We start from the raw sequence: 24,335 nt of genomic DNA on the forward strand, positions 1-24,335 counted from the left end.
AGGTTCTTACGATCCGCCGATCAAGCCGCCGTCCCAAGGCGTGCGGCGCGATCCCCGCAAGCCCCTCTGGAGAGTCCGTTCATGCAGACCGCCTACATCCCCGTTCCCAAACCGAGCAAGACGCTGCCCCCGCCCGCCTGGAGCAGCGAGGCCGTGATGGCGCTCTACGAGCTGCCGTTCATGGACCTGGTGCACCGCGCACAACAGACGCACCGCGCCCACTTCGATCCGAACGGCATCCAGCTGTCGAGCCTGTTGTCGATCAAGACCGGGGGCTGTCCCGAGGATTGCGGGTACTGCTCGCAGTCCTCGCGCTACGACACGGGCCTGGAAGCGGAAAAGCTGATGCCGCTGGACGAGGTGCTGGCCGCGGCCCGCGCGGCACAAGCCGGCGGCGCGCAACGCTTCTGCATGGGCGCCGCCTGGCGCAGCCCCAAGCCGCACCATCTGGAGGCCGTGGCCGAGATGGTCAGCGCGGTCAAGGCGCTGGGCCTGGAAACCTGCGTCACGCTGGGCATGCTGCGCGAAGGCCAGGCCGAGCAGCTCAAGGACGCCGGGCTGGACTACTACAACCACAACCTGGACACGTCGCCGGAGTTCTACGGCAAGATCGTCACCACCCGCACCTACCAGGATCGTCTGGACACGCTGGAACGCGTGCGCGGCGCGGGCATCAACGTCTGCTGCGGCGGCATCGTGGGCATGGGCGAATCGCGCCGCGAGCGCGCCGGCCTGATCGCGCAGCTGGCCAACATGGAGCCCTACCCCGAGTCGGTGCCGATCAACAACCTGATGCGAGTGGAAGGCACGCCGCTGGCCGACGTCGAGGCGCTGGACCCGTTCGAGTTCGTGCGCACCATCGCCGTGGCGCGCATCACGATGCCGCGCGCCATGGTGCGCCTGTCGGCCGGCCGCGAGGCCATGGACGACGCGATGCAGGCGCTGTGCTTCATGGCGGGCGCCAATTCGATGTTCTACGGCGACGTGCTGCTGACCACGGGCAACCCGCGCATGGAAGCCGACCAGCGCCTGCTGCAACGCCTGGGCATGCGGATCGACGCGGGCACGCACAGCCACTCGCACGCGCACCAGGACCTGCACGCGGCCCCGGCCCACACGCATTCCCATGACTGCGCCCACCCCGGCGCGCACGACGCCCCCGCATGCCGCTGACGCCGGGCCTGTTCTACCTGTTGGCCAGTGTGGCCTGCAGCGTCGGCGTGGCCGCGCTGCTCAAGCTGGCGCGGCGCTGGCAGGTGGACGTGCGCCAGGTCATCCTGGCGAACTACGCCGTGGCCGCCCTGCTCTGCTGGCTGGTGCTGCGGCCCGACCCCGCGGCACTGCTGACGCCGCAGACGCCCTGGCTGGTGCTGGCCGCGCTGGGCGTCTTGCTGCCCAGCGGCTTCATGGCCATGGCGCTGGCCGTGCGCCACGCAGGCGTGGTGCGCAGCGATGCGGCGCAGCGGTTGTCGCTGTTCATTCCGCTGCTGGCGGCTTTTCTGCTGTTCGGCGAACCGGTCACCGCCCGCAAGCTGGGCGCGATTGCGCTGGCGTTCGGCGCGCTGTTCTTCCTGCTGCGCCGGACGGCGGCCAGGCCTGACGCGCCGGCATCATCCCTGACGGAACCCCACGCCCTGTGGCTCTGGCCGCTGGCGGTGTGGGTGGCCTATGGGCTGGTGGACATCCTGTTCAAGCAGATGGCGCGCGCCGGCACGGCGTTCGCGGGCGGCCTGCTGCTGGCGTTCACGCTGGCGGGCGTGCTGACGCTGGCCTATCTGCTGTGGCGCCGCGTGGCCTGGGCGCCACGCCACCTGGTGGCGGGCGTGGCGCTGGGCGGCCTGAACTTCGCCAACATCCTGACCTATATCCGGGCGCACCAGGCGCTGCCCGAGCACCCCGCACTGGTGTTTGCGTCCATGAACATGGGGGTGATCACGCTGGGCACGCTGGTCGGCGCCCTGGTGTTTCGCGAACCGCTGACCCGCTGGAACGGCCTGGGGCTGTTGCTGGCGCTGGCGGCCATCGTGCTGATGGCCCCAATCTAAATCACGTTCCGGTGCGCTTGCGCCGTTCTGCCTCGGCCTGATCCCGTTCGTCGTCGCGGGCATCCGGCTCGGGCGCAGGCGCCGGCACGGGGTTCGAGACCACGCCGGCAATCGGAGGCAGTGGGGCTGCGGGTTCGGCTGCCGGCTCGACGGCAGGCTCTGTGGCAGGCTGAGCCGCCGATTCGGCGGTCGATGCCTGCCCCGCGTCAGCGACCGGCTCGGCAATGGGAGGATCGACCGCCCCTGCCCCCTCGACCGGCGCGGGCGCGGCCGACGGGTCGGGCTGGACCATTTCGATGTTGAGGTCGTTTTCGACGTCGACCCGCGGATCGAGCACGGCCGCTGCGGGCGAGCTTTGCAGGGTATCGGGCATGGGCACGAAATGCACCGGGGCCTCGTCGACCTGATGCGCGCCGGTGACGCGGGTGGGCCGCACCTGCCACACCAGGATCAGCGCGCAGGCGGAAATGAAGACGTAGTACATGCTGGGCCCGGCCAGCGACATCAACAGGCCCGCGATCATGGGGCCGACACAGGCGCCCACGCCGTAGGTCATGAGCAGCACGGCCGACAGGCTGACACGGCGCTCGGACTCGACGTGATCGTTGGCGAAGGCGGCGCCCAGCGGGTACAGGGTGAATTGCAGGATGCCGAAGACGCAGGACATGGCCACCAGCGCCCAGTAGGGCAAGGTGAACCAACCCCACATGACGGTGGGCAGCACGACCAGCAACAGGGCGTTGAAGCGGATCAGGCCGGCACGGTTGATGCGATCGGACAGCCAGCCCATGGGCCACTGCGACAGCAGGCCGGCGGTCACGGCGGCCGCAACGAAGATGGCGGCCTGCGAGGTGGACAGGCCATGCTTGGCGCCGTACACGGCAGCCAGGCCGTAGAAGGCGCCCGACAGGTTACCCGCCACGAACAGCACGGTCATGGACAGCGGCACGCGCCGCATGAAGAAGCGGATGTCGAGCGCGGCCGGCAGCGGCGTGGGCGGGTGCGAGCGGGCCGTAACGGCAATGGGCACCAGGCACAGCACCAGGCACATGGCCACCAGGGTCAGGGGCCGCAGGTCAAGGGTGGCGTAGGCGGTCAGGGCCAGCTGGCCCAGCACAGTGCCCAGGCCGGACACCACCATGTAGACGGAGAAGACGCGTCCGCGCTGGTGGTTTTCGGTTTGTTCGTTGAGCCAGCTTTCGATGACCATGAATTCGGTCACCATGACGATGCCCGAGATGACGCGGAACACCAGCCACAGCGGCATGGAGTCGACCAGCGTCTGGGCCAGGATCATGCTGGTGGCGATGGCCGCACAGGCGACGAAGGCGCGGATGTGGCCGACGCGGATGATGAGTTTGTGCCCCAGCCGCGCGCCGCACACCAGGCCCAGGTAGTAGCCGGCGATGAGGGTGCCGATCCAGACCTCGCTGACAGACTGCGCAGTGAGCCTCAACCCCATGTAGGTGTTGAAGAGACCGGTGCCGATGAGCATCAGCAGGGTCGCGAAATACAGCGACGAGAAGGAGGAGATGGTGGCGAGCATGGCGTTGGGCAACCGCTGCTGGCGGTAGCGCGGCGAGCCGCCTGAGCGGCCCGCGCGTTAAGCGGTGAAACGAGACTACGCGGGGAACATCAGGCCTGCGACAGCAGGGTCGCGGCGTCGCTGACTTCGAACTTGCCAGGACCTTCGATGTTCAGGTGCTTGACCACGCCGTCGACGATGAGGGCGGAGTAGCGCTGCGAGCGCACGCCCATGCCGCGCTGGATCAGGTCCAGTTCCAGGCCCAGGGCCTTGGTCCACAGGGCGGAACCGTCGGCGAGCATGCGAACCTTGCCTTCGGTCTTTTGTTCACGGCCCCAGGCGCCCATGACGAAGGCGTCGTTGACGGACACGCACCAGATTTCGTCGACGCCTTTGGCCTTGAGGGCGGCGGCTTGCTCGACGTAGCCAGGCAGGTGTTTGGCGGAGCAGGTGGGGGTGAAGGCGCCGGGCAAGGCAAACAGGGCGATGGTCTTGCCACGGGTCAGGTCGGCGACCTGGAAGGCGTTGGGGCCGAGGGAGCAGCCTTCGCTTTCGGTTTCGATGAATTCGGTCAGGGTGCCATCGGGCACGCGGTCGCCGACTTTGATGGTCATGGGGAGATCTCCGGTATGTGATGGGGGTGTTGCATTGGGGCGCAAGGCGCCCCACAACCGCCATCATAGTTCTTGCGCGCGGCGGCTGCAGGCGGGCAGGCCGGAATGCGAAAAAAAGAAGCACAGTCTGATACGACTCCACACTTCCAATGAAACGGCATGCAACGTGATCGTTGCCATAATGTGACGGTGATCAATGGCTGTCGCGCAGAGGTGGCGCGATGGGCGCTTTGTGGAGGGATATCGATGCGTCAATTACTGATGGGCCTGGCCTGGATGATGGCCGCGGCCACGCCGGCCTGGGCCGCTCCGGATGCCGCGGAGCAGGCGCAATTTGAATCGTTCGTGGTGGCGGCGGGTGCCTCCAACGGCGCCGCCCGGGCTTGCGGGGCGTCTGAACCGGACCTGGCGCAGCACGAGGCAACGTCCCGCAAGAACCTTGAGCGCTATGCCAAGGAATATGGGTTTTCTGCTTCGGGGTACGACGGGCTTTATCAGAAGGGGCTTTCTGATGGGACGACGATGATGGAAGAAATGAAGCGCTCGGGGGTGGATGGTTGCCGGGGGGTGCTCGGCAGCTTTCAGAATGAGCGGGTGATTTCCTACGAAGATATGAAGGCGGCTCTGGCTGAGGTCAGTGATGGGTTGCCTGGGGAGAGTGCTGAGAAGTAGGTTTCTGGTGGCGGCTAAAGAGTTATTGCTGGCGTCGGGCTGATTTCTTATGCCGCCCGGAGCGCCGGGGGCAGGCGGTGGGCGGGGCTACGATTGCGGTCCGGTGCCTTCGCTCCGGACTTCCCCTTCGTCATCTTCGTTGTCGCCTCCGGCGACTGCCTTCAGATTCCCTCGGGCGCATCTACACGCCCCGCCCACCGCCTGCCCCCGACGCTCCGGGCTCCGTTATCTCGGGTTTGGGCGCTGCTCAAACACGAGGCAGGCTTCATGGATCGCTGCCTTTATGCCGGCTAATGGGATCAGCGCGGTATTGAAGGCCGGCTTTCTTTCTTGAAGGCTGGCTTTCTTTCCAACTGAGTGGATCTTCCCCGCGGCCTTGCTGAGCGGCCACAGCACCTTCGCACGCACTTCCCCGCAATCGCGAAGCGCCAGCATCACGACGCACGACGGTGCGTAAGCCGGGGCCGGCTGCCCGCGCAGCCGGTTTCGGCGGGCGACGCAAACCTCGCCCCTCCCCTCCGACCTGGCGGCCTCTCATCAGCCGCTACTGCCAGCCCCTGGCGGCGGGGTTGCTCGGGGGGCGCAACCTCGATGCGCCCGAGGGAATCTGAAGGAGGGACCGCAGGTCCGGACGAAGATGACGACGGGGCAGTCCGGAGCGAAGGCTCCGGACCGCAATCGTGGGCGCGCCCCCCGAGCAACCCCGCCGCCAGGGGCGACCCACGAAGAACCAACCTACACGCCCAGTCCGTTCTGCTTGAACCAATCCAGCATTCTTTGCCACGCCTGTTCGGCCTCCGCCTTTCGGTAACTCGGCCGGTAGTCGGCGTGGAAGGCGTGCGGGGCTTCGGGGTAGACGTCGATGCGCGAGGCCTTGGCGGCGGCGGGGCCCTTGGCGAGTTCGATGCGCATCTTGTCGACGTCGGTCAGGGGGATGCCGGCGTCCTTGCCGCCGTAGGCGCCCAGGACGGGGGCCTTGAGGTCGTTGACCTGGCTCAGGACGGACTTGGGTTTGAGGTCGCTGGGTTCGCCGCCCAGTTGGCCGTAGAAGGCGGCGCCGGCTTTGAGTTTGGGGTTGTGGGCGGCGTAGAGCCAGACTTGGCGGCCGCCCCAGCAGAAGCCGACGATGCCGAGCTTGTCGGCGCTGCCGCCGTTGGCGGCGGCCCAGGCGGTGGTGGCGTCCAGGTCGGCCTCGACTTGTTTGTCGGGGACCTTGCTGATGATCTCGGCTTGCAGCTTGGGGATTTCGGTGTACTTGGACGGGTCGCCCTGGCGGGCGAAGAGTTCGGGGGCGATGGCCAGGTAGCCCAGGTGGGCCAGGCGGCGGCAGACGTCCTGGATGTATTCGTGGACGCCGAAGATTTCGGAGATGACCAGGACGGTGGGCAGGTTTTTCTTGCCGGCGGGCGCGGCACGGTAGGCCGGCATCTTGCCGTCGGTGGTGGGGATGTCGACCTTGCCGGCGGTGAGGCCGTTGGCGTCGGTGTGGATGGCGGTCTGGGCGACGGCGGGGCCGGCGGCCAGCGAGAAGCCGGCGGCGACGGTGGTGGCGATGAAGCCTCGCCGGTCCAGTCGCAGGGGCGGCAGCAGGCTGTCGAAATGGGCGTCCTGGTCTTTCATCATGAATCTCCGGGCAAAGGGCGGGCTGCCGGACGCCAGTTTGCTTGACTGGGCGTCGCGGCGGACCGCCGGGTTCACTTCAGGGAGAAGTCCACGCGCGAGGGCTGGCCCTCGTCCTTGATGCCATCGGCGTTCAGTTGCGGGGCAACGATGAACACGCGATCCGCGAGTCCTTCCTGGGCTTGCAGCTTCTCATAGACCGCTTGCGCGCGGGCGTCGGCCAGTTGGCGCAACTGTTCGTCGCCGACCTGGGCCACGCCGCGCAGCATCTCCTCCATTTCTGCCGGCGGCACGGACTTGGCCATGCCGATGAAATTGCGGGGTTTGTCCTTGATGTCGGTGTCGTCGTAGACCTTTTCGAGGTACTTGACGCGTTCGGCGGCGGAAACTTCGACGCCGGCGGGGTCGGGCTTCTTGCCGCGCGGGGCGACGTCGCGGGCCTTGGCGGCGCGGATCTTGGCGTCGACCCAGGCTTGGCGCAGGCCTTCCATGTCGGTCTTGGGGTCGGCGCGGCCGCTCAGGTCCATCTTGAGCGCGGGGCGGTCGGCCAGGGCCTTGGTGAGAGTTTCGATACGCTGCAGCGAGTCTTCGGTGAGCGCGGCGCTGCCCGGGGCGAATTCGACGTAGGACAGTTCTTCGCCGCCGCCAAAGGCGGATGCGAGCAGGCTGAAGGGCGAGGTGACGGCCTTGACGACAAGGTTGAGCAGCACGCGCACGACGATGCCGCCGACGGAGAATTCGGGATCGTCCAGCGAACCGGAGATGGGCAGGTTGATGTCGATGTTGCCGCGCGAGTCCTTGAGCAGCGCGACGGCCAGCAGCACGGGCAGCTTGGTGGCGTCGGGGCTGTTGGTCTTGTCGCCGAAGGTGAGCTGGTTGAGGATGACGTGGTTGGTGGCGAGCAGCGCGCGGTCCTTGATCTTGTATTCCAGGTCGACGGACAGTTTGCCGCGCTTGATGGGGTAGCCGACGTATTTGGCCGAATAGGTGTTGAAGCGCGGCAGGTCCACGCCCTTGGCCGAGGCCTTCAGGTCCAGCGACAGGAACTTGGCAAAGGGCTGCACGATGCCGCTGATGGACAGGGGCGCGGTGGTGTAGACGCGGCCGGTGACCTTGACCTTGGCGGGCTGCGGGTTGGTGGACGAGACGGCGGTGATGGAACCGTCGATGCTGGACAGTTCGGCGACGTAGTTGGGTTTGACGAAGCGGTCCGTGAAGGTCATGCGGCCGCGCGACAGGGTGACGCTGTTGAGCGAGATGTCGGGCATGCCGCCGCCCTTGGCGCTGGGCGCGGCGGCGGCCGCCGGGGCGGGCGGCGCGGCGTTGCGGCCGGGGGTCTGGGTGTCCTGGGTGATGGAGCCGCCGGCCTGGCCGGGCGCGGCGACGAGGTCCATGACGTTCAGGCGGCCCTGGGCGTTGAGCAGGATGCGGCCATAGAAGTCGTCGAGCGCGATGTCGCCCAGGGCGGCGCCGATCTTGTCGCCGGCCACCGAGATGTTCATGCCCGAGAAGGCCAGGCGTTTCCAGTTCAGGAAGTCGTCTTTGTTGACGCGGTCCTGCAGGTCGACGTCGGTGATGTCGACGCCGCCTTTCCAGCCGGCCTTCATGGGGGCGTTGCCGGCGGCAGCGGCGAACTCGGCGTCGCCCTTGGCGGCCAGGGTGATGGCGCGCACGGTGGCGTTCAGGCTGGAGGCGGCGTAGGGCGCGAAGGACGCGACGTTCAGGCCGGCCAGGTCGACCGAGGTCTTGACGGTGAGCGGCTGCGGGGTGAAGACGCCCTTGAGGTCGAGCTTGCCGTCGCCCTGGATGCCGGCGGCGGCCAGGGTGAAGTTGCTTTGGCCGGGGCCCATGGCCAGGCGGTCGGCGGTGACGGCGAGCTTTTGCAGGGCGATGTCCAGCGGCGGGTTCAGGGTTTCGTCGCGGGCCTTGAATTGGGCGAGTTCGGCGCGCACGCCGGTGGCGGACGCGTCGATGGCGCCGTTCTTGTCCAGGACGTGCACCTGGGCGGTGAGGCCGAGGCGGCCGTCCAGCAGTTGCACGGGCGAGAGGCTGCGCACGGCGGGGGCGAACGGCGCCAGGGCGACGTTGCCCAGCCGGACCGACAGTTCGAGCGACAGGGGTTGCAGCACCAGCGGCCCCTTGGCGCGGATCCAGCCGCCGTCGGTGCTGTTGTCCACGGTGAGCCAGAGGTTGATGGGCTGGTCCTTGACCTGCGGCAGCGCCACGCCTTCGACAGTGACGGCCAGGCCGGTCATGGTGTAGTCGAGCTTGCTGATGGCGTCGGTGACGTAGAGCTCGCCTTCGTGGATATTGAAGGCGTCGAGCGTGACCTTCCATTCGGCAGGCGCGGCGGGGGTGGCCGGGGTGCCGTCGGCGGCGGGAGCGGCGCCTGCGGCGGGGGCAGATGCCGTGGCCGCGGCGGGGACACCGCCCGGTGCAGCCGCTGGCTTGCCGGAGGCTGCGGTAGCGGCAGGCGTACCGGCAGCGGGCGTTGCCTGGCCGGGCGACGCGGCGGTCGGCGCGGTGGAGGCGCTGGCGGCGGGCGTACCGGCTGTGGGTGCAGCGCCCTTCCCGGCTTCTGCGGCAGTGGCGGCCGGTGCCGCGGCTACCTTGGCGGGGGCTTGCTTGGCGGCATCGAGCTTGGCGGCGTCGGTCTTCGCGGGTTCGGCCTTGGGCGCGTCAGCTTTTGCCGCGGCGGGCTTGGCGGCGGCGGGCTTGGCCGCCGGGGCCGGGCCGCCCAGCGCCTTGAGCTTGTCGACCACGTCCTGCCAGTTCAGGTGCTGGTTGCTGTAGCGGCGCGCATAGACCTGCGGGGCCCACAGGCCGACGTCGCCGACGTAGACCTGGCGGGCGATGGGTTCGAGTTCGAGGCGGCTGACGGTCAGGGCGCTCCAGGCGGCGAGGCTTTCGCCGGCGGTGTCGCGCAGGTCGAACTGGCGCAGGCCCAGGTCGCCGACGACGCGGATCTTGGGCGGGGCGTCCTTGGGCTGTTCGAAGACGACCTGCAGGTTGGAGTCGAGCAGCGCGCGTTCCAGCTTGAAGGGCAGCGGCATGGGCCAGACGTCGGCCCATTTTTCGAGTTGCAGGCCGGTGAAGGCCACCCGCAGGGTCGATGACGGAACCTTGTCGAAGGGCCGCGCCACGCCGGTCAGGTCGAACGGGCTGCCGTTGATGCGCAGGTGCAGCCGGGGCTGCACGTCGATGTCGGTGGCGTAACCGAAGGTGGAGATGAACGGCACGCCCACGGCCAGTTCGTCGATGACCTGCTTGCGGCCGGTGACCTTGTCGTCCAGCGTGACGACGCCGCCTTCGATCACCATGTTGTTCAGGGAGAATCGCGGCGGGCCTTCGTCGGGCTTGGGCGGTTCTTCGGGCTTGGCAGCCGTCATCTCGGCCACGCGCTGCTGGATGTCGGAGAAATTGAAGCGGGTGACGTCTTCGCGCACGATCGAGACGGTGGGCGCGCGCAGGGTGAAGCGGTCGACCACGGGGGCGAACCAGAACAGCGAGGACCAGGCGGCGCTGACGTCCAGTTCGGCGGCGGTGAGCAGCGGCGTCTGCGAGCCGGGCTGGGCCACGGCGAGATCGCGCGCGCGCACGGTCAGGGTGAAGGGATTGAAGGTGATCTTGCCGACGGAGACGTCGCGGCCGATCATCTTGGCCACATCCTGGGTCAGGACGTTATGCAGGACCTTGGGCACCTGCCATGCTGCAACGCCGCACAGGATCAGCGCCACGGCCACGACGCCCAAGAGAATCTTGCCTAAGCGGCGGGTGAACCGGAACTTGGGCATCCGCAAGGGCATTACGCGTCTCCTGATACGAATTGAAGGCCATTATCGCGTCCTTCGAGCAAATGTGGGGTGCTTTTTGCGGCCCATCCCGAAAAGCAAAATGCCCCCGCAGGGGCATGAAAACATAAGGTTCTTTTATTCTTCAGCAAGGCCGGGCCGATAAACCCTCGTTATCATAGGCGTATCAATGGCCCCGCCACGGCCTGCCGGGGCCAGGCTTTTCAATCATTAACAATTCTCGGTCCCGATTCCCATGTCCACGCCCACCCCCACCTTGAGCCACCTGGATGAAGCCGGCCAGGTCCGTATGGTCGATGTGATCGCCAAGACGGACAGCGAGCGCGTGGCCGTCGCCGCCGCCAGCGTCCGCATGAACGAGGTGGCCTATGGCCTGTTGACGCAGCCGGGCCGCGGCAAGGGCGAGGTGCTCAACACCGCGCGCGTGGCCGCCATCCTGGCCGCCAAGCGCTGCGCCGAACTGATTCCCCTGTGCCACAGCCTGCCGCTGTCGTTCGTGGGGGTGGAATTCTCGCTGGACGACGCCGCGCACCGCATCGACATCCAGGCGACCTGCCGCACCAGCTACAAGACCGGTGTCGAAATGGAAGCCATGACGGCCTGCAGCGTGGCCGCGCTGACCATCTACGATATGTGCAAGGCGGCGGACAAGGGCATCGTGATCGAACAGGTACGCCTGAAGTTCAAGGCGGGAGGAAAAAGCGGTGAATGGCGCAACGATTGATCTTCTGTATTTCGCCCGCGTGGCCGAACTGGTCGGCAAGCGGACCGAAGCCTGGCCGCTGGACGGCGAATCCACCGGGGCGCAGCTGCTGGCGGCGCTGGGCGAACGCTATCCGCAGCTGGAACCGGCCTCGCGGCTGAAGCTGGCCATCAACCAGACCCACGCCAAGCCGTCGGCGACGATACGCGCGGGCGACGAGGTGGCGGTGTTCGAACCCGTCACCGGAGGCTGAGCGCCATGGTCATCGTGCAGGAAGCCGATTTCGACGCGGCCGCACTGACGGCGGCCCTGCGCGCCAGCGCCGGCCCGGGCGTGGGCGGCATCGTCACGTTCGTGGGCTATGTGCGCGACTACGCGCCGGACACCCCCACCGACACGCTGTACCTGGAACACTACCCCGGCATGTGCGAGCGCGAGCTCGAAGACATTGCCGCCACGGCGCGCGCGCGCTGGCAGCTGGACGGCACCGTGATCGTGCACCGGGTGGGCGCCTTGGCCCGCAACGCGCAGATCGTGTTCGTGGCCGCCGCCAGCGCCCACCGCGGCGATGCCTTCCGCGGCTGCGAATTCATCATCGACGCGCTCAAGACCCGCGCGCCCTTCTGGAAGCGCGAGACGCTGGCCGGCGGCGACAGCTTCTGGGTCGAACAGCGCCAATCCGACCAGGACCGCACGCAGTCCTGGGATGCCGACACCCCGCCCCCCAAGGAGACCGCATGAACGACGCCACCCCCGTCTCGCTGGCCTGCGCCGTGCTGACGATCAGCGACACCCGCAGCGCTGGTGACGACACGTCCGGCAACCTGCTGGCGCACAGCCTGGCGCAGGCCGGCCACCAATGCGTGCGGCGCGACATCGTCCGAGACGATATCTACCTGATCCGGCGTGTCATCAGCGACTGGATCGCCGACCCCGAGGTGCAGGTCATCCTGACCACCGGCGGCACGGGCTTTTCGCACCGCGACCATGTGCCCCAGGCCATCACCCCGCTGCTGGACCGCGAGATTCCTGGCTTTGGCGAACTGTTCCGCCAGCTTTCCTACACCGAGATCGGCAGCTCGACCATCCAGTCGCGCGCCTTTGCCGGGTCGGCCAACCAGACACTGCTGTTCTGCCTGCCGGGGTCCAACAACGCCTGCGAAACGGCCTGGACCAAGATCATCCGCGAACAGCTGGACAACAGCCATCGCCCCTGCAATTTCGCCACGCATCTTCAACACCGCGAACAAGACCACTGACCCCATGCTGGATTTCGATCAAGCCCAGACCCTGCTGGCCAATGCGGCCGCCCCGCTCGCCCGCCGCGAGCATGCCAGCCTGGCCGACGCCCCCGGGCGCGTGCTGGCTGCCGACCTGGACGCCACGGTGGACATCCCGCCGGCCGACAACAGCGCCATGGACGGCTACGCGGTGCGCCTGGCCGACTGGCAGCCGGGCGCCCGCCTGCCCATCCAGCAGCGCTGCTATGCCGGCGACACGCCCGAGCCGCTCAAGCCCGGCCACGCCATCCGCCTGTTCACGGGCAGCCTGGTGCCCGCGGGCGCCGACACGGTGGTGATGCAGGAAGACACGCACGAAGCCGATAACCAGGTGGAAATCACGCGCGAACCGCGCCTGGGCCAGCACATTCGCCTGCGTGGCGAAGACACGCTGGCCGGCGCCCCGCTGCTGGCCGCCGGCACCCCGTTGCAGGCCGCCCACATTGCCCTGCTGGCCTCGCAGGGCCTGGCCAGCGTGCCGGTGGTGGGCCGCCTGAAGGTCGGCATCCTGACGACCGGCGACGAACTGGTGCCGCCGGGCGGCGCGCGCGAGCCGGCGCAGATCTACAACTCCAACGGCCCGATGCTGGCCGCGCTGGTGCGCGGCATGGGCGCGGACCCTGCCCTGGTGCTGCACGCCCGCGACACCGAAGCCGACCTGCTGGCCGCATTCAAGACTTTGCTGGCCGAATGCGACCTGGTGCTGAGCGTGGGCGGCGTGTCGGTGGGCGAGCGCGATCTGGTCAAGCCGGCGCTGGCCGCGCTGGGCGGCGAACTGTCGCTGTGGAAGGTGCGCATGAAGCCGGGCAAGCCGGTGGCGCTGGCACAGATCGACGGCAAGCCGGTGGTGAGCCTGCCGGGCAATCCGGTGTCGGCCTACGCCGTGTTCACGCTGCTGGTGTCGCCGCTGGTGCGGCGCATGCAGGGCCGCGAGGAATTGTTCCCGCCGGTCAGCCGGTTGCCGCTGCGCACCGAGCATCCGCGCCAGGATGCGCGCGAGGAATTCCTGCGCGTGCAGCGCCGCACGGGCGACGACGGCAACGCCGAACTGGTGCCTTACGGCCATCAAGGGTCTGGCGTGATCAGTTCACTGCCCTGGGCCACGGGCCTGGCGCGTCTGCCGGCCGACGTGCCGGTGCAGGACCGCGACCGCGTTCCCTACTACGACCTGCGTCACTGGCTGGCGTAGCGTTCGGCGGCGGCCAGGTCGTCGGGCGTATTCAGGTTCATGAACGCGTCCGGCGCATCGTCGAAGGCGGCGGCCACGCCGCCCGCCTGCGACTGCCACAGGCCGACCTTGCGTTCACCGCCGGCCAGGTAATCACGCAGCGCCGGCAATAAGGCCGGGCGCACGGCCATGCAGGCCGGATGGCGCCGGCCACCGGCCACGGCATAGGCCAGCGGCGCGCCGGCCGCTTGCGCCGCGGCGATCAGGCGGGCCGCCAGGTCGCCGGGCAGGAAAGGCGTATCGCAAGGCACGGCCACCACCCAATCACACGCAGCGGCGGCGGCCAGCCCGGCGGCAAGGCCGGCCAGCGGCCCTTGCCAGGCGCCCAGCGCGTCGATGTCGTCGGCCACGACCCGCCCGTAGCGGGCATAGACGTCAACGTTGCGGTTGGCGCTGATGATCAACGTGCCCACTTGCGGCGCCAGACGCTGCGCCACGTGGGCCACCAGCGGCTCGCCGCGCAGCACCGCCAGGCCCTTGTCACGGCCATCCATGCGCGCGCCCTGGCCGCCGGCCAGGATCAGGCCGGCGATGCGCTGCGGATCCAGATGGGGTGCCGGATCAGCCACCGATGTAGCTCATTTCGACTTTGCGGGCCGGGTCGGCCATGTGGCGGCCGCGCTGTTCCGAATAGTTGTCGCCGCGGCCGGCCCAGATGCCCGTGAGGATGGCGGCCAGTTCGTCGTCGCTGGCGCCGTCGCGCAGCGGCGCGCGCAGGTCGTAGCCCTGGTGCGCGAACAGGCACAAAAAGAGCTTGCCTTCCGGCGACAGGCGCGCGCGCGTACAGCCGCCACAGAAGGCATGGGACACGCTGGAGATGACGCCGATCTCGCCGCCGCCATCCAGGTAGCGCCAACGCTCGGCGACACGGCCCATGTCGTCGGCGGCCACCGGCGCCAGCGGATAGACCGCGCCGATGCGCGCCAGCACTTCCTGGCTGGGCACGACTTCGGTGAGGTTCCAGCCGTTGGTGTTGCCGACATCCATGTATTCGATGAAGCGCAGGATGTGGCCGCTGTGGCGGAACCGTTCGGCCATGGGCAGGATCTGGGCGTCGTTCAGGCCGCGCCGCACCACCATGTTGACCTTGACGGGGGCCAGGCCCGCGCGGGCGGCGGCATCGATGCCGCGCAGCACGTCGTCGGGCGTGAAGCCGCTGTCGCTCATGTCCTGGAACATGGCGGCGTCCAGCGCGTCCAGGCTGACGGTGACGCGGGTCAGGCCCGCGGCTTTCAGGTCGGCGGCCTTGCGTTCGAGCACGCTGCCGTTGGTGGTCAGGGTCAGTTCCAGCGGCTGGCCGGCGGGCGTGCGCACGTCGGCCAGCAGGCCCACCAGGTTTTCCAGGTGCTTGCGCAGCAGGGGCTCGCCGCCGGTCAGGCGGATCTTTTCGACGCCCAGGCGGGTGAACACGCCGGCCAGGCGCGCGATTTCCTCGAACGACAGCAGGTCGGAATGCCGCATGAAGGTGTAGTCGGCGTCGAAGACCTCGCGCGGCATGCAGTAGGTACAGCGGAAGTTGCAGCGATCGGTGACCGAAATGCGTAGGTCGCGCAGCGGCCGCGCGCGCAGGTCGAGCGCGGGCTGGCCCGGCGCGGGGGGCGCGACGGGGGCCGGCAGGTCGTTGCGGCGATCAGCAAGAAGGATCACTTTGCTCATGGAATCATCATAGCCCGGTGCGCTCAGGCAAAGGCCTCGTCCAGGGTTTGCAGCTGGCCGGTATGGCTGGCGTCGTAGCCGACCAGCTGGCCCACGTAGCCGACGTAGTCGGGGCTGCGCATGAGGGTCAGCAGGTCCTGCATGGCGGGCGTATCGAGCGAGGTCTTGCGGATGGCAAAGAAATAGCGTTCGCGCACCAGCGGAATGAAGTCCAGGCCGAAGCGGCAGGCGGCGGTTTCCACGCCCACGCCGGTGTCGGCCATGCCGCTGGCGATGTGGGCGGCAATGGCCATGTGGGTGAATTCGTTGGTTTCGTAGCCCTGCACCTCGCTGATCGACACGCCCGCGCGTTGCAGCATCAGGCCCACCAGGTAGCGGGTGCTGGAGCCGATCTGGCGGTTGACGAAGCGCACGTCCTGGCGCGCCAGGTCGGCCATGCCGCGGATCCGCTTGGGGTTGCCGGCAATGACGAACAGGCCCGTGTTGCGCACCGCCAGGTGGATCAGCAGGTATTCGTCGGCGTGCAGCCACTGGGCGTAGCGTTCCATGATGGGCGCCTCGAAGTCGCCCAGCGGCACCTGGAAGCCGGCCAGATCGCATTCGTGGCGTTCCAGCGAGGCCAGGGCCTCGATGGCCGTGCGGTAGCGCAATTCCAGCCCCGGCTTGCGCGTGCCCATGTGTTCCATCAGCGATTCCACGGCAAAGCCATGGCTGGCGTGCAGCCGCAGGTGGGGGCCGTTTTCGGGCAGCAGCCGCGCCAGTTCTTCCTGCAACTCGGACGCCATGCTGTCCAGGGTGGGCATCAGCCGCGCCTCGATGCGGCGGTTGGCCCACAACAGGCGCTGCGCGAACGGCGACAGCTGCGTGCCCTGGCGCCGGTTGGTGATCAGCAGCTGGGTGCCGAAGATGCCTTCGAAACGGCGTAGCACGCCCCAGGCGTGGCGGTACGACAGCCCGCAGGCGCGACAGGCGCCGGCGATGTTGCCGGTGGCGTCGATGGCGGCCAAGAGCGCCAGCATGTCCTGCAAGGGCACGGGCGCCGCGTCGTCTCCGCCCAGGGTCCATTGGGGCCGCAGGCCGATCTTATATGTCATTTATTTCTTATTGAACGGGTTTAATTACCTGTTTAGAGTACACAAATAACGCGGCGCATGGGTAATTAATATGTTTTTTAAAGCATATTAAACCTCTGGACGCCGCCCCACGATAAAACCCCTGCAATGGGGTCCAGCACACAACTGGAGGAGACCGCCATGCGTCAGCGCGAGGCAAAATCCGATCTGGCGTCCAGCGGGGGCGCCCGAGGCGGCCCGTTGGCCCTTGATGCCGCCCAGGCATCGGCCAGCCCGTCCATCGCCGCCACGGCCCGCATCCTGGCCCAGCTGAAAGACCAGCCCGGCCCGCTGTTGCCGGTGCTGCATGCCGTGCAGCACGAATTGGGCTGTATTCCGGCCGAGGCGGTGCAGACCATCGCCGAGGCCCTGAACCTGTCCCGCGCCGAAGTGCATGGCGTCATTACCTTCTACCCCCACTTTCGCAGCGAGCCGGCCGGGCGCCACACGCTGGAAGTGTGCCGCGCCGAAGCCTGTCAGGCCATGGGCGGCGAACACCTGGCCGCCCACGCGCGCCAGGCACTGGGCTGTGATTTCCACGCCAGCACGCACGACGGCGATTTCACGCTGGAACCGGTGTATTGCCTGGGCCTGTGCGCCCAGTCGCCTGCGGTGATGATCGACGGCCAGCCGCATGCCCGGGTCACGCCGGACAAGCTGGACCGGCTGCTGCGCCGCACGCGGGAGGCCGGCCAATGACCGCCCCCATCACGATCTACGTGCCGCGCGACGCTGCGGCGCTGGCCATGGATGCCGACGCCGTGGCCCAGGCCATCGAGCAGGCGGCCGATGAACGCGGCCTGGCCGTGCAGGTGGTGCGCAACGGTTCGCGCGGGCTGCTGTGGCTGGAACCGCTGGTGGAAATCGCCACGCAGGACGGCCGCCTGGCCTATGGCCCGGTGCAGCCCGAAGACGTGCCCGCCCTGTTCGAGGCCGGCTGGCTGACGGGCGGTGAACACCCGCTGCGCCTGGGCCTGACCGAAGAAATCCCCTACCTGAAGCACCAGGAACGGCTAACGTTCGCCCGGGTCGGCGTGATCGACCCGCTGTCGCTGCAGGACTACGCCGCGCACGGCGGGCTGCAAGGATTGAAACGCGCGCTGGCCATGGAACCGGCCGCCATCGTCGACGAGATGGTCGCATCGGGCCTGCGAGGCCGCGGCGGCGCGGCGTTTCCCACGGGGATCAAATGGAAGACGGTGCTGGGCTCGCCCGCCGACCGCAAGTACATCGTCTGCAATGCCGACGAGGGCGACTCGGGCACCTTTGCCGACCGCCTGCTGATGGAAGGCGACCCCTATGTGCTGATCGAGGGCATGACCATCGCCGGCCTGGCGGTGGGCGCCACCTACGGCTACATCTACGTGCGGTCCGAATACCCGCACGCGATCGCCACGCTGGAAGCCGCCATCGAGCGGGCCCGCAGCGTGGGCTGGCTGGGCGATGACGTGCACGGCAGCGGCCGCCGCTTCGACCTGGAAGTGCGCAAGGGCGCAGGCGCCTACATCTGCGGCGAAGAAACCTCGCTGCTGGAAAGCCTGGAAGGCAAGCGCGGCGTGGTGCGCGCCAAGCCGCCGCTGCCCGCGATCTCGGGCCTGTTCGGCAAGCCTACGGTCATCAACAACGTGATCTCGCTGGCCACGGTGCCGATCATCCTGGCCAAGGGCGCGGCCTATTACCGCGACTATGGCGTGGGCCGTTCGCACGGCACGCTGCCGTTCCAGCTGGCCGGCAACCTCAAGCAAGGCGGGCTGGTGGAAAAGGCCTTCGGGCTGAGCCTGCGCGACCTGCTGTATGACTTTGGCGGCGGCAGCGCGTCCGGCCGCCCCTTGCGGGCGGTGCAGGTCGGCGGCCCCCTGGGCGCCTACCTGCCGCAATCGCAATGGGATGTGCCGCTGGACTACGAGGCCTACGTGCAGATCTCGGCCATGATCGGCCACGGCGGCCTGGTGGCGTTCGACGACACGGTCGACATGGCGCGCATGGCGCGCTACGCGATGGAATTCTGCGCCATCGAATCCTGTGGCAAGTGCACGCCCTGCCGCATCGGCTCGACCCGCGGCGTGGAAACCATCGACAGGATTTCGGCCGGCGGCCCCGACCGCGCGCAGCAGGTACACCTGCTGCGCGACCTGTGCGACACGATGCTGGGCGGATCGCTCTGCGCGCTGGGGGGCATGGCGCCCTACCCCGTGCTGTCGGCGCTGAACCACTTCCCGCAGGACTTCGGCATCGATACCCCTCAGCCCGCCGCTCACCCGGCCTGACCCCGAGACCGCCATGCTAGAAACCGTCATCAAGCGCGACCGCGATCTGGGCACCCCGGCGCGGGTGTCCGAGCAGACCGTCACCCTGACCATCGATGGCCAGGAAATCACCGTGGCCGAAGGCACCTCGCTGATGCGCGCGGCTGCCGAGGCCGGCATCAACATCCCCAAGCTGTGCGCCACCGACAGCCTGGAGCCCTTCGGGTCGTGCCGGCTGTGCCTGGTGCAGATCGAAGGGCGCCGCGGCTATCCCGCGTCGTGCACCACGCCGGCCGAGAACGGCATGGTGGTGTACACCGAAACGCCCAAGCTGCACGACCTGCGGCGCGGCGTGATGGAGCTGTACATTTCCGACCACCCGCTGGACTGCCTGACCTGTCCGGCCAACGGCGACTGCGAACTGCAGGACATGGCCGGGGTGGTGGGCCTGCGCAACGTGCGCTACGGCTACGACGGCGCCAACCATTTGAAGAGTGAAAAGGACGAGTCCAATCCGTACTTCACCTACGACGCGTCCAAATGCATCGTCTGCAACCGCTGCGTGCGCGCCTGCGAGGAAACCCAGGGCACCTTCGCGCTGACGATCTCGGGCAAAGGCTTCGCCTCGCGCGTGTCGCCGGGGCAGGACCAGCCTTTCCTGGAAAGCGAATGCGTGTCCTGCGGCGCCTGCGTGCAGGCCTGTCCCACGTCCACCCTGCAGGAAAAGACCGTCATCATGATGGGCCAGGCCGAGCATTCGGTCGTGACCACCTGCGCCTACTGCGGCGTGGGCTGCGGCTTCAAGGCCGAGATGAAGGGCCAGGAAGTGGTGCGCATGGTGCCCTGGAAAGACGGCCAGGCCAACCGCGGCCACTCGTGCGTGAAGGGGCGCTTTGCCTGGGGCTACGCCACGCACAAGGAACGCGTGCTCAAGCCGATGATCCGCAAGCACATCACCGATTCCTGGAAGGAAGTGTCCTGGGACGAGGCGATCAACTATGCCGCGTCGGAATTTCGCCGCATCCAGGGCCAATTCGGCCGTGACGCGGTGGGCGGCATCACGTCGTCGCGCTGCACCAACGAAGAAACCTGGCTGGTGCAGAAGCTGGTGCGCGCCGCCTTCGGCACCAACAACGTCGACACCTGCGCGCGGGTCTGCCATTCGCCCACCGGCTACGGCCTGAAGCAGACGCTGGGCGAATCGGCCGGCACGCAGACGTTCGATTCGGTCATGCATACCGACGTGGTGATCGTGATGGGCGCCAACCCGTCCAGCGGCCACCCCGTGTTCGCCTCGCGCCTGAAGCGCCGGCTGCGCCAGGGCGCGCGCCTGATCGTGATCGACCCGCGCCGCATCGAACTGGTGAGCTCGCCGCACATCAAGGCCGACTTCCACCTGCAGGTGCGTCCGGGCACCAATACCGCGCTGCTGTCGTCGCTGGCCCACGTGATCGCCACCGAAGGCCTGATCGACGAGGCCTTCGTGGCCGAACGCTGCGAAACCAAGGCATTCAATGAGTGGCGCGATTTCGTGTCGCTGCCCGAGAATTCGCCCGAAGCCATGGCCGAGATCACCGGCGTGCCGGCGCAGGCCGTGCGCGGCGCGGCGCGATTGTTCGCCACCGGCGGCAATGGCTCGATCTATTACGGCCTGGGCGTGACCGAACACAGCCAGGGGTCCACCACCGTGATGGCGATCGCCAACTTGGCCATGGCCACGGGCAACGTGGGCCGCGAGGGCGTGGGCGTGAATCCGCTGCGCGGCCAGAACAACGTGCAGGGTTCGTGCGACATGGGTTCGTTCCCGCACGAACTGCCCGGCTACCGCCACATTTCCGACAACGTCGTGCGGGCGCAATTCGAGGCGGACTGGGGCGTGACCTTGCAGCCCGAACCCGGCCTGCGCATTCCGAACATGTTCGAGGCCGCGCTGGGCGGCTCGTTCAAGGGCCTGTACTGCCAGGGCGAAGACATCGTGCAGTCCGACCCGAACACACAGCACGTGGCGGCGGCGCTGGCGGCGATGGAATGCATCGTGGTGCAGGACCTGTTCCTGAACGAAACCGCCAAGTACGCGCACGTGTTCCTGCCCGGCTCGTCGTTCCTGGAAAAGGACGGCACCTTCACCAACGCCGAACGCCGCATTTCGCGGGTGCGCAAGGTGATGGAACCGAAGAACGGCAAGTCGGACTGGGAAGTGACGGTGGCGCTTTCCAACGCGCTGGGCTACCCCATGAACTACCGCCATCCGCGCGAGATCATGGAAGAGATCGCGCGCCTGACGCCGACCTTCAGCGGCGTCAGCTACGAAAAACTGGACAAGCTGGGCAGCCTGCAATGGCCGTGCAATGACGATGCGCCGGAAGGCACGCCGATCATGCACATCGATGCCTTCGTGCGCGGCAAGGGCAAGTTCATGATCACCAAGTACGTGCCCACCGACGAGCGCAGCACGCGCCGCTTCCCGCTGCTCTTGACCACCGGGCGCATCCTGTCGCAATACAACGTGGGCGCGCAGACCCGCCGCACGCCCAACGTGATGTGGCACAGCGAAGACGTGCTGGAAATCCACCCGCAGGACGCGGAAGACCGCGGCGTGAAGGACGGCGACTGGGTTGGCGTGCAAAGCCGCGCGGGCGAAACGGTGCTGCGTGCGACGCTTACCGACCGGGTGCAGCCGGGCGTGGTATACACCACGTTCCACTTCCCCGAGTCCGGCGCCAACGTCGTCACGACCGACAACTCCGACTGGGCCACCAACTGCCCCGAATACAAGGTCACCGCGGTGCAGCTGACGCGGGTGTCCCAGCCTTCGGAATGGCAGCGCCAATGGTCGCGTTTCGCGGATATCCAGCAAAAGCTGCTGCGTGAACGTTCACGCGAAAGCGAAGCCGCGCTGACGGGGAAATAACCCCGACTGCCCCGGAACCGCCATGGACCCACGCCCCTCTTCCCCGTCCGACCGCCTCGATAGCGTGGCGGCCCAGGTGACCCGTGTACGGGCCGGCGCCATCGTGGCCGGCGCCCAGGCCGATCACCTGGCCGAGGAAACGCCGGTAGCGCTGGAATTCAACGGCATCAGCCACGCCACCATGCTGGCCACGCCGGCCGACCTGGAAGACTTCGCGGTGGGCTTTTCCTTGTCGGAAGGCATCATCGACAGCGTGGCGGACGTGCGCGGCATCGACGTGCTGCCGCAGTGCGACGGCATCGTGGTGCAGGTGGAAATCTCCAGCGCTTGCGAAGCGCGGCTGAAGTCGCGCCGCCGCGCCATGGCCGGGCGCACCGGCTGCGGCCTGTGCGGCGTGGAAACGCTGCCCGAAGTGCTGCGGCCCGTGGACCCGGTGCCGGCCGGCGCGCCGCTGGCCATCGGCGCGGTGCTGCGGGCCATGGGCGCCATGCGCGCGCGCCAGGCGCTGCACGACCTGACCGGCGCCACCCACGCCGCCGGCTGGGCGGACGCCGACGGCACGGTCGCGCTGGTACGCGAAGACGTGGGCCGCCACAACGCGCTGGACAAGCTGGTGGGCGCCCTGGCGCGCCAGGCCATGCAGGCCGGCGGCGGCATGGTGCTGGTGTCCAGCCGCGCCAGTTTTGAAATGGTGCAGAAAACGGCTTCTGCCGGCGTTGGCGTGCTGGCGGCGGTATCGGCCCCCACCGCGCTGGCGGTGCGGCTGGCGGACAGCGCCGGCATCGCGCTGCTGGGCTTTCTGCGCGGCGAAGACGCCACCCTGTATTCCCACCCCGAACGCATCACCTCCTAGACCGGACGCGACACACGCATGGAAATCGGCAACCTGATCCGCATGGCCAACCGCATCGGCCAATTCTTCGAAGCCATGCCCGTGCGGCCGGAAGCGCTGGAAGGCGTGGCCAACCATATCCACAAGTTCTGGGAGCCCCGCATGCGCAACGAGCTGCTGGACTTCCTGGCCCGGCAGCCCGATGGCGATGCCGGCGAACAGCAGTTGCATCCGCTGGTGCTGGAGGCGGTCACGCAGAACCGCCAGCGCCTGACGCCGCTTGCCCGGGTGTCGTAGACCGGGCAGGCGCCGCCGCAGCACGCTTTACCGCAGCAAAGGGTTCACAACAAGCGCGGGACTGGATTTTCCGGTCTGACGCGCGCTATAAAGCCGCACCCCGAGGAGACCTCATGGAAAGCACTGCAACACTGGATCTGCCTGGTTCAAAGCCCGGCTTTCTGGACAAAGAACGCACCATCGCCGGGCCGGGCTTTTCCCGCTGGCTGGTGCCCCCGGCCGCCCTGGCCATCCACCTGTGCATCGGGATGGCCTATGGCTTCTCGGTGTTCTGGCTGCCCTTGTCCAAGGCGATCGGCGGCGCCCAGCCGCTGGCCTGCCCGGCCGACATGAGCCTGGCGGCCGAGCTGTTCACCACCAGCTGCGACTGGCGGATCTCGACCATGGGGTGGATGTACACCCTGTTCTTCGTGCTGCTGGGCTGTTCCGCGGCGCTATGGGGCGGCTGGCTGGAACGCGCCGGTCCGCGCAAGGCGGGCGTGGTGTCGGCGGTGTGCTGGTGCGGCGGCCTGGTCATTTCGGCCTTCGGGGTCTACCTGCACCAGATGTGGATGCTGTGGCTGGGGTCCGGCGTCATTGGCGGCATCGGCCTGGGGCTGGGCTATATCTCGCCGGTCAGCACGCTGATCAAGTGGTTCCCCGACCGCCGCGGCATGGCGACCGGCATGGCCATCATGGGCTTTGGCGGCGGCGCCATGATCGGCGCGCCGCTGGCCGACCTGCTGATGCGCTACTTCGCCACGCCCACCTCGGTCGGCGTCTGGCAGACCTTCCTGACCATGGCGGTGGTGTATTTCGTCTTCATGATGTCCGGCGCGATGGGCTACCGCGTGCCGCCCACCGGCTGGAAGCCCGAGGGCTGGACGGCGCCCGCCAAACAGGCCAACAACGCCATGATCACCAAGGGCCACGTCCACGTGAAGCGGGTCTGGGGCGTGCCGCAGTTCTGGCTGGTGTGGCTGGTACTGTGCCTGAACGTGACCGCCGGCATCGGCATCCTGGGCATGGCTTCGCCGCTGCTGCAGGAAGTGTTCGGCGGCGGCCTGATCAACAAGCCTGAACTGGGCTACGGCCAGCTCGACAAGAGCCAGCTGGCGGCCATTGCCGCCATCGCCGCGGGCTTTACCGGCCTGCTCAGCCTGTTCAACATCGGCGGCCGCTTCTTCTGGGCCAGCCTGTCGGACAAGCTGGGCCGCAAGCTGACCTACCTGATCTTCTTCGTGCTGGGCTTCGTGCTGTACGCCGCCATTCCCTGGACGGCGCACATGGGCGCGCTGGCGCTGTTCGTGGCCGCCTTCTGCGTGATCCTGTCGATGTACGGCGGCGGCTTCGCCACGGTGCCCGCCTACCTGGCGGACCTGTTCGGCACCCAGATGGTGGGCGCCATCCACGGCCGCCTGCTGACGGCCTGGTCGGCGGCGGGCATCTTCGGCCCGGTGCTGGTGAACTACATCCGCGAATACCAGCTGTCCATCGGCGTGCCGCGGGCGCAGGTGTATGACATCACCATGTACATCCTGGCGGGCATGCTGGTGCTGGGTTTCCTGTGCAACCTGGCGATTCGCCCGGTGAACCCCAAGTACTTCATGACCGATGAGGAACTGGCCCGCGAAAAGGCCCTGGCGCATGAACGCGCCGCGGCGGCCGAGACCCACGGGTCGGGCACGTCCACCTTCCGCACGCCGCTGGCGCTGGTGCTGTTTGCCTGGGCCTGCGTGGGCATTCCGCTGGCCTGGGGCGTCTGGATCACGCTGCAAAAGGCCGTGGTGCTGTTCCACTGAC

General features: G+C 68.0%; 21 protein-coding genes. 14 read left to right on the forward strand and 7 right to left on the reverse strand.

Annotated elements, in window-relative coordinates; all coding sequences use genetic code 11:
* Window positions 1-81: 81 nt before the first annotated feature.
* Together bioB and HV798_RS17415 are read left to right on the forward strand one after the other, a co-directional pair.
* Window positions 82-1,173, forward strand: coding sequence for a biotin synthase BioB (gene bioB / locus HV798_RS17410; RefSeq protein ID WP_025137304.1), 1,092 nt, complete (start codon window positions 82-84; stop codon window positions 1,171-1,173).
* The gene (locus HV798_RS17415) at window positions 1,170-2,045 is read left to right on the forward strand and encodes a DMT family transporter (protein ID WP_175194168.1); all 876 of its coding nucleotides are present in this window, start codon (window positions 1,170-1,172) and stop codon (window positions 2,043-2,045) included. Before bioB ends, HV798_RS17415 begins: the two co-directional genes overlap by 4 nt.
* A 1-nt stretch (window position 2,046) precedes the next feature.
* On the opposite strand, the gene HV798_RS17420 is transcribed toward HV798_RS17415, so the two are convergent.
* Both HV798_RS17420 and HV798_RS17425 read right to left on the reverse strand, forming a co-directional pair.
* A complete protein-coding gene (locus tag HV798_RS17420; RefSeq protein ID WP_246288889.1) occupies window positions 2,047-3,591 on the reverse strand; it encodes an MFS transporter in 1,545 nt (514 codons plus the stop codon).
* An 89-nt stretch (window positions 3,592-3,680) separates the two neighbouring features.
* Window positions 3,681-4,184, reverse strand: a complete 504-nt coding sequence (locus HV798_RS17425; RefSeq protein WP_025137301.1) for a peroxiredoxin — start codon at window positions 4,182-4,184, stop codon at window positions 3,681-3,683.
* 246 nt (window positions 4,185-4,430) lie between these two features.
* On the opposite strand from HV798_RS17425, the gene HV798_RS17430 reads away from it, so the two are divergent.
* Window positions 4,431-4,856, forward strand: coding sequence for a hypothetical protein (locus HV798_RS17430; RefSeq protein WP_175194166.1), 426 nt, complete (start codon window positions 4,431-4,433; stop codon window positions 4,854-4,856).
* A gap of 735 nt (window positions 4,857-5,591) precedes the next feature.
* On the opposite strand, the gene HV798_RS17435 is transcribed toward HV798_RS17430, so the two are convergent.
* Window positions 5,592-6,476, reverse strand: coding sequence for a dienelactone hydrolase family protein (locus HV798_RS17435; RefSeq protein WP_025137299.1), 885 nt, complete (start codon window positions 6,474-6,476; stop codon window positions 5,592-5,594).
* 74 nt (window positions 6,477-6,550) lie between these two features.
* Entirely contained in the window at window positions 6,551-10,282 is a 3,732-nt protein-coding gene (locus HV798_RS17440; RefSeq protein WP_175194070.1) for a DUF748 domain-containing protein, read from the reverse strand.
* A gap of 241 nt (window positions 10,283-10,523) precedes the next feature.
* Between HV798_RS17440 and moaC the strand changes: the two genes are divergently transcribed.
* Genes moaC through HV798_RS17465 form a run of 5 tightly spaced genes read left to right on the forward strand, consistent with a single transcriptional unit; the run spans window position 10,524 to window position 13,460 of the window.
* Complete coding sequence (moaC, locus tag HV798_RS17445) at window positions 10,524-11,012, forward strand: cyclic pyranopterin monophosphate synthase MoaC (RefSeq protein WP_175194068.1); 489 nt, start codon at window positions 10,524-10,526, stop codon at window positions 11,010-11,012.
* Window positions 10,993-11,244 carry a MoaD/ThiS family protein gene (locus tag HV798_RS17450; protein WP_175194066.1) on the forward strand — a complete coding sequence of 84 codons (252 nt, stop codon included), beginning with the start codon at window positions 10,993-10,995 and terminating at the stop codon, window positions 11,242-11,244. Before moaC ends, HV798_RS17450 begins: the two co-directional genes overlap by 20 nt.
* A 5-nt stretch (window positions 11,245-11,249) precedes the next feature.
* The gene (locus tag HV798_RS17455; RefSeq protein WP_175194064.1) at window positions 11,250-11,732 is read left to right on the forward strand and encodes a molybdenum cofactor biosynthesis protein MoaE; all 483 of its coding nucleotides are present in this window, start codon (window positions 11,250-11,252) and stop codon (window positions 11,730-11,732) included.
* On the forward strand, window positions 11,729-12,250 hold the full coding sequence (moaB, locus tag HV798_RS17460; protein WP_175194062.1) for a molybdenum cofactor biosynthesis protein B: 522 nt from the start codon (window positions 11,729-11,731) through the stop codon (window positions 12,248-12,250). Before HV798_RS17455 ends, moaB begins: the two co-directional genes overlap by 4 nt.
* Before the next feature lie 4 nt (window positions 12,251-12,254).
* Complete coding sequence (locus tag HV798_RS17465; protein WP_175194060.1) at window positions 12,255-13,460, forward strand: molybdopterin molybdotransferase MoeA; 1,206 nt, start codon at window positions 12,255-12,257, stop codon at window positions 13,458-13,460.
* On the opposite strand, the gene mobA is transcribed toward HV798_RS17465, so the two are convergent.
* From mobA to HV798_RS17480, 3 genes are read right to left on the reverse strand one after another with little or no spacing between them, the layout of a single operon-like run.
* Window positions 13,445-14,068: a molybdenum cofactor guanylyltransferase MobA gene (gene mobA / locus HV798_RS17470; RefSeq protein WP_175194058.1), complete on the reverse strand. Its 624-nt coding sequence runs from the start codon at window positions 14,066-14,068 to the stop codon at window positions 13,445-13,447. The two genes, HV798_RS17465 and mobA, sit on opposite strands and share 16 nt — an antisense overlap.
* Window positions 14,061-15,155, reverse strand: coding sequence for a GTP 3',8-cyclase MoaA (gene moaA / locus HV798_RS17475; RefSeq protein WP_175194056.1), 1,095 nt, complete (start codon window positions 15,153-15,155; stop codon window positions 14,061-14,063). Before moaA ends, mobA begins: the two co-directional genes overlap by 8 nt.
* 23 nt (window positions 15,156-15,178) lie before the next feature.
* On the reverse strand, window positions 15,179-16,249 hold the full coding sequence (locus HV798_RS17480; RefSeq protein WP_025137290.1) for a substrate-binding domain-containing protein: 1,071 nt from the start codon (window positions 16,247-16,249) through the stop codon (window positions 15,179-15,181).
* 159 nt (window positions 16,250-16,408) lie between these two features.
* On the opposite strand from HV798_RS17480, the gene HV798_RS17485 reads away from it, so the two are divergent.
* The 6 genes from HV798_RS17485 (at window position 16,409) to HV798_RS17510 (ending at window position 24,334) form a co-directional block, all read left to right on the forward strand.
* Window positions 16,409-16,966, forward strand: coding sequence for a formate dehydrogenase subunit gamma (locus HV798_RS17485; RefSeq protein WP_175194054.1), 558 nt, complete (start codon window positions 16,409-16,411; stop codon window positions 16,964-16,966).
* A complete protein-coding gene (locus HV798_RS17490; protein WP_175194052.1) occupies window positions 16,963-18,534 on the forward strand; it encodes a formate dehydrogenase beta subunit in 1,572 nt (523 codons plus the stop codon). Before HV798_RS17485 ends, HV798_RS17490 begins: the two co-directional genes overlap by 4 nt.
* A gap of 13 nt (window positions 18,535-18,547) precedes the next feature.
* Entirely contained in the window at window positions 18,548-21,424 is a 2,877-nt protein-coding gene (gene fdhF / locus HV798_RS17495) for a formate dehydrogenase subunit alpha (RefSeq protein ID WP_175194050.1), read from the forward strand.
* 22 nt (window positions 21,425-21,446) lie between these two features.
* Window positions 21,447-22,277, forward strand: coding sequence for a formate dehydrogenase accessory sulfurtransferase FdhD (gene fdhD / locus HV798_RS17500; protein ID WP_175194048.1), 831 nt, complete (start codon window positions 21,447-21,449; stop codon window positions 22,275-22,277).
* Window positions 22,278-22,295: 18 nt separating this feature from the next.
* Window positions 22,296-22,553, forward strand: coding sequence for a formate dehydrogenase subunit delta (locus HV798_RS17505; protein WP_175194046.1), 258 nt, complete (start codon window positions 22,296-22,298; stop codon window positions 22,551-22,553).
* A gap of 113 nt (window positions 22,554-22,666) precedes the next feature.
* Window positions 22,667-24,334 carry an OFA family MFS transporter gene (locus tag HV798_RS17510; protein ID WP_175194045.1) on the forward strand — a complete coding sequence of 556 codons (1,668 nt, stop codon included), beginning with the start codon at window positions 22,667-22,669 and terminating at the stop codon, window positions 24,332-24,334.
* The last annotated feature ends 1 nt before the right edge of the window (window position 24,335 follow it).

Origin of the sequence: Achromobacter deleyi (assembly GCF_902859705.1) — a bacterium.
Classification (GTDB): domain Bacteria; phylum Pseudomonadota; class Gammaproteobacteria; order Burkholderiales; family Burkholderiaceae_B; genus Achromobacter; species Achromobacter deleyi.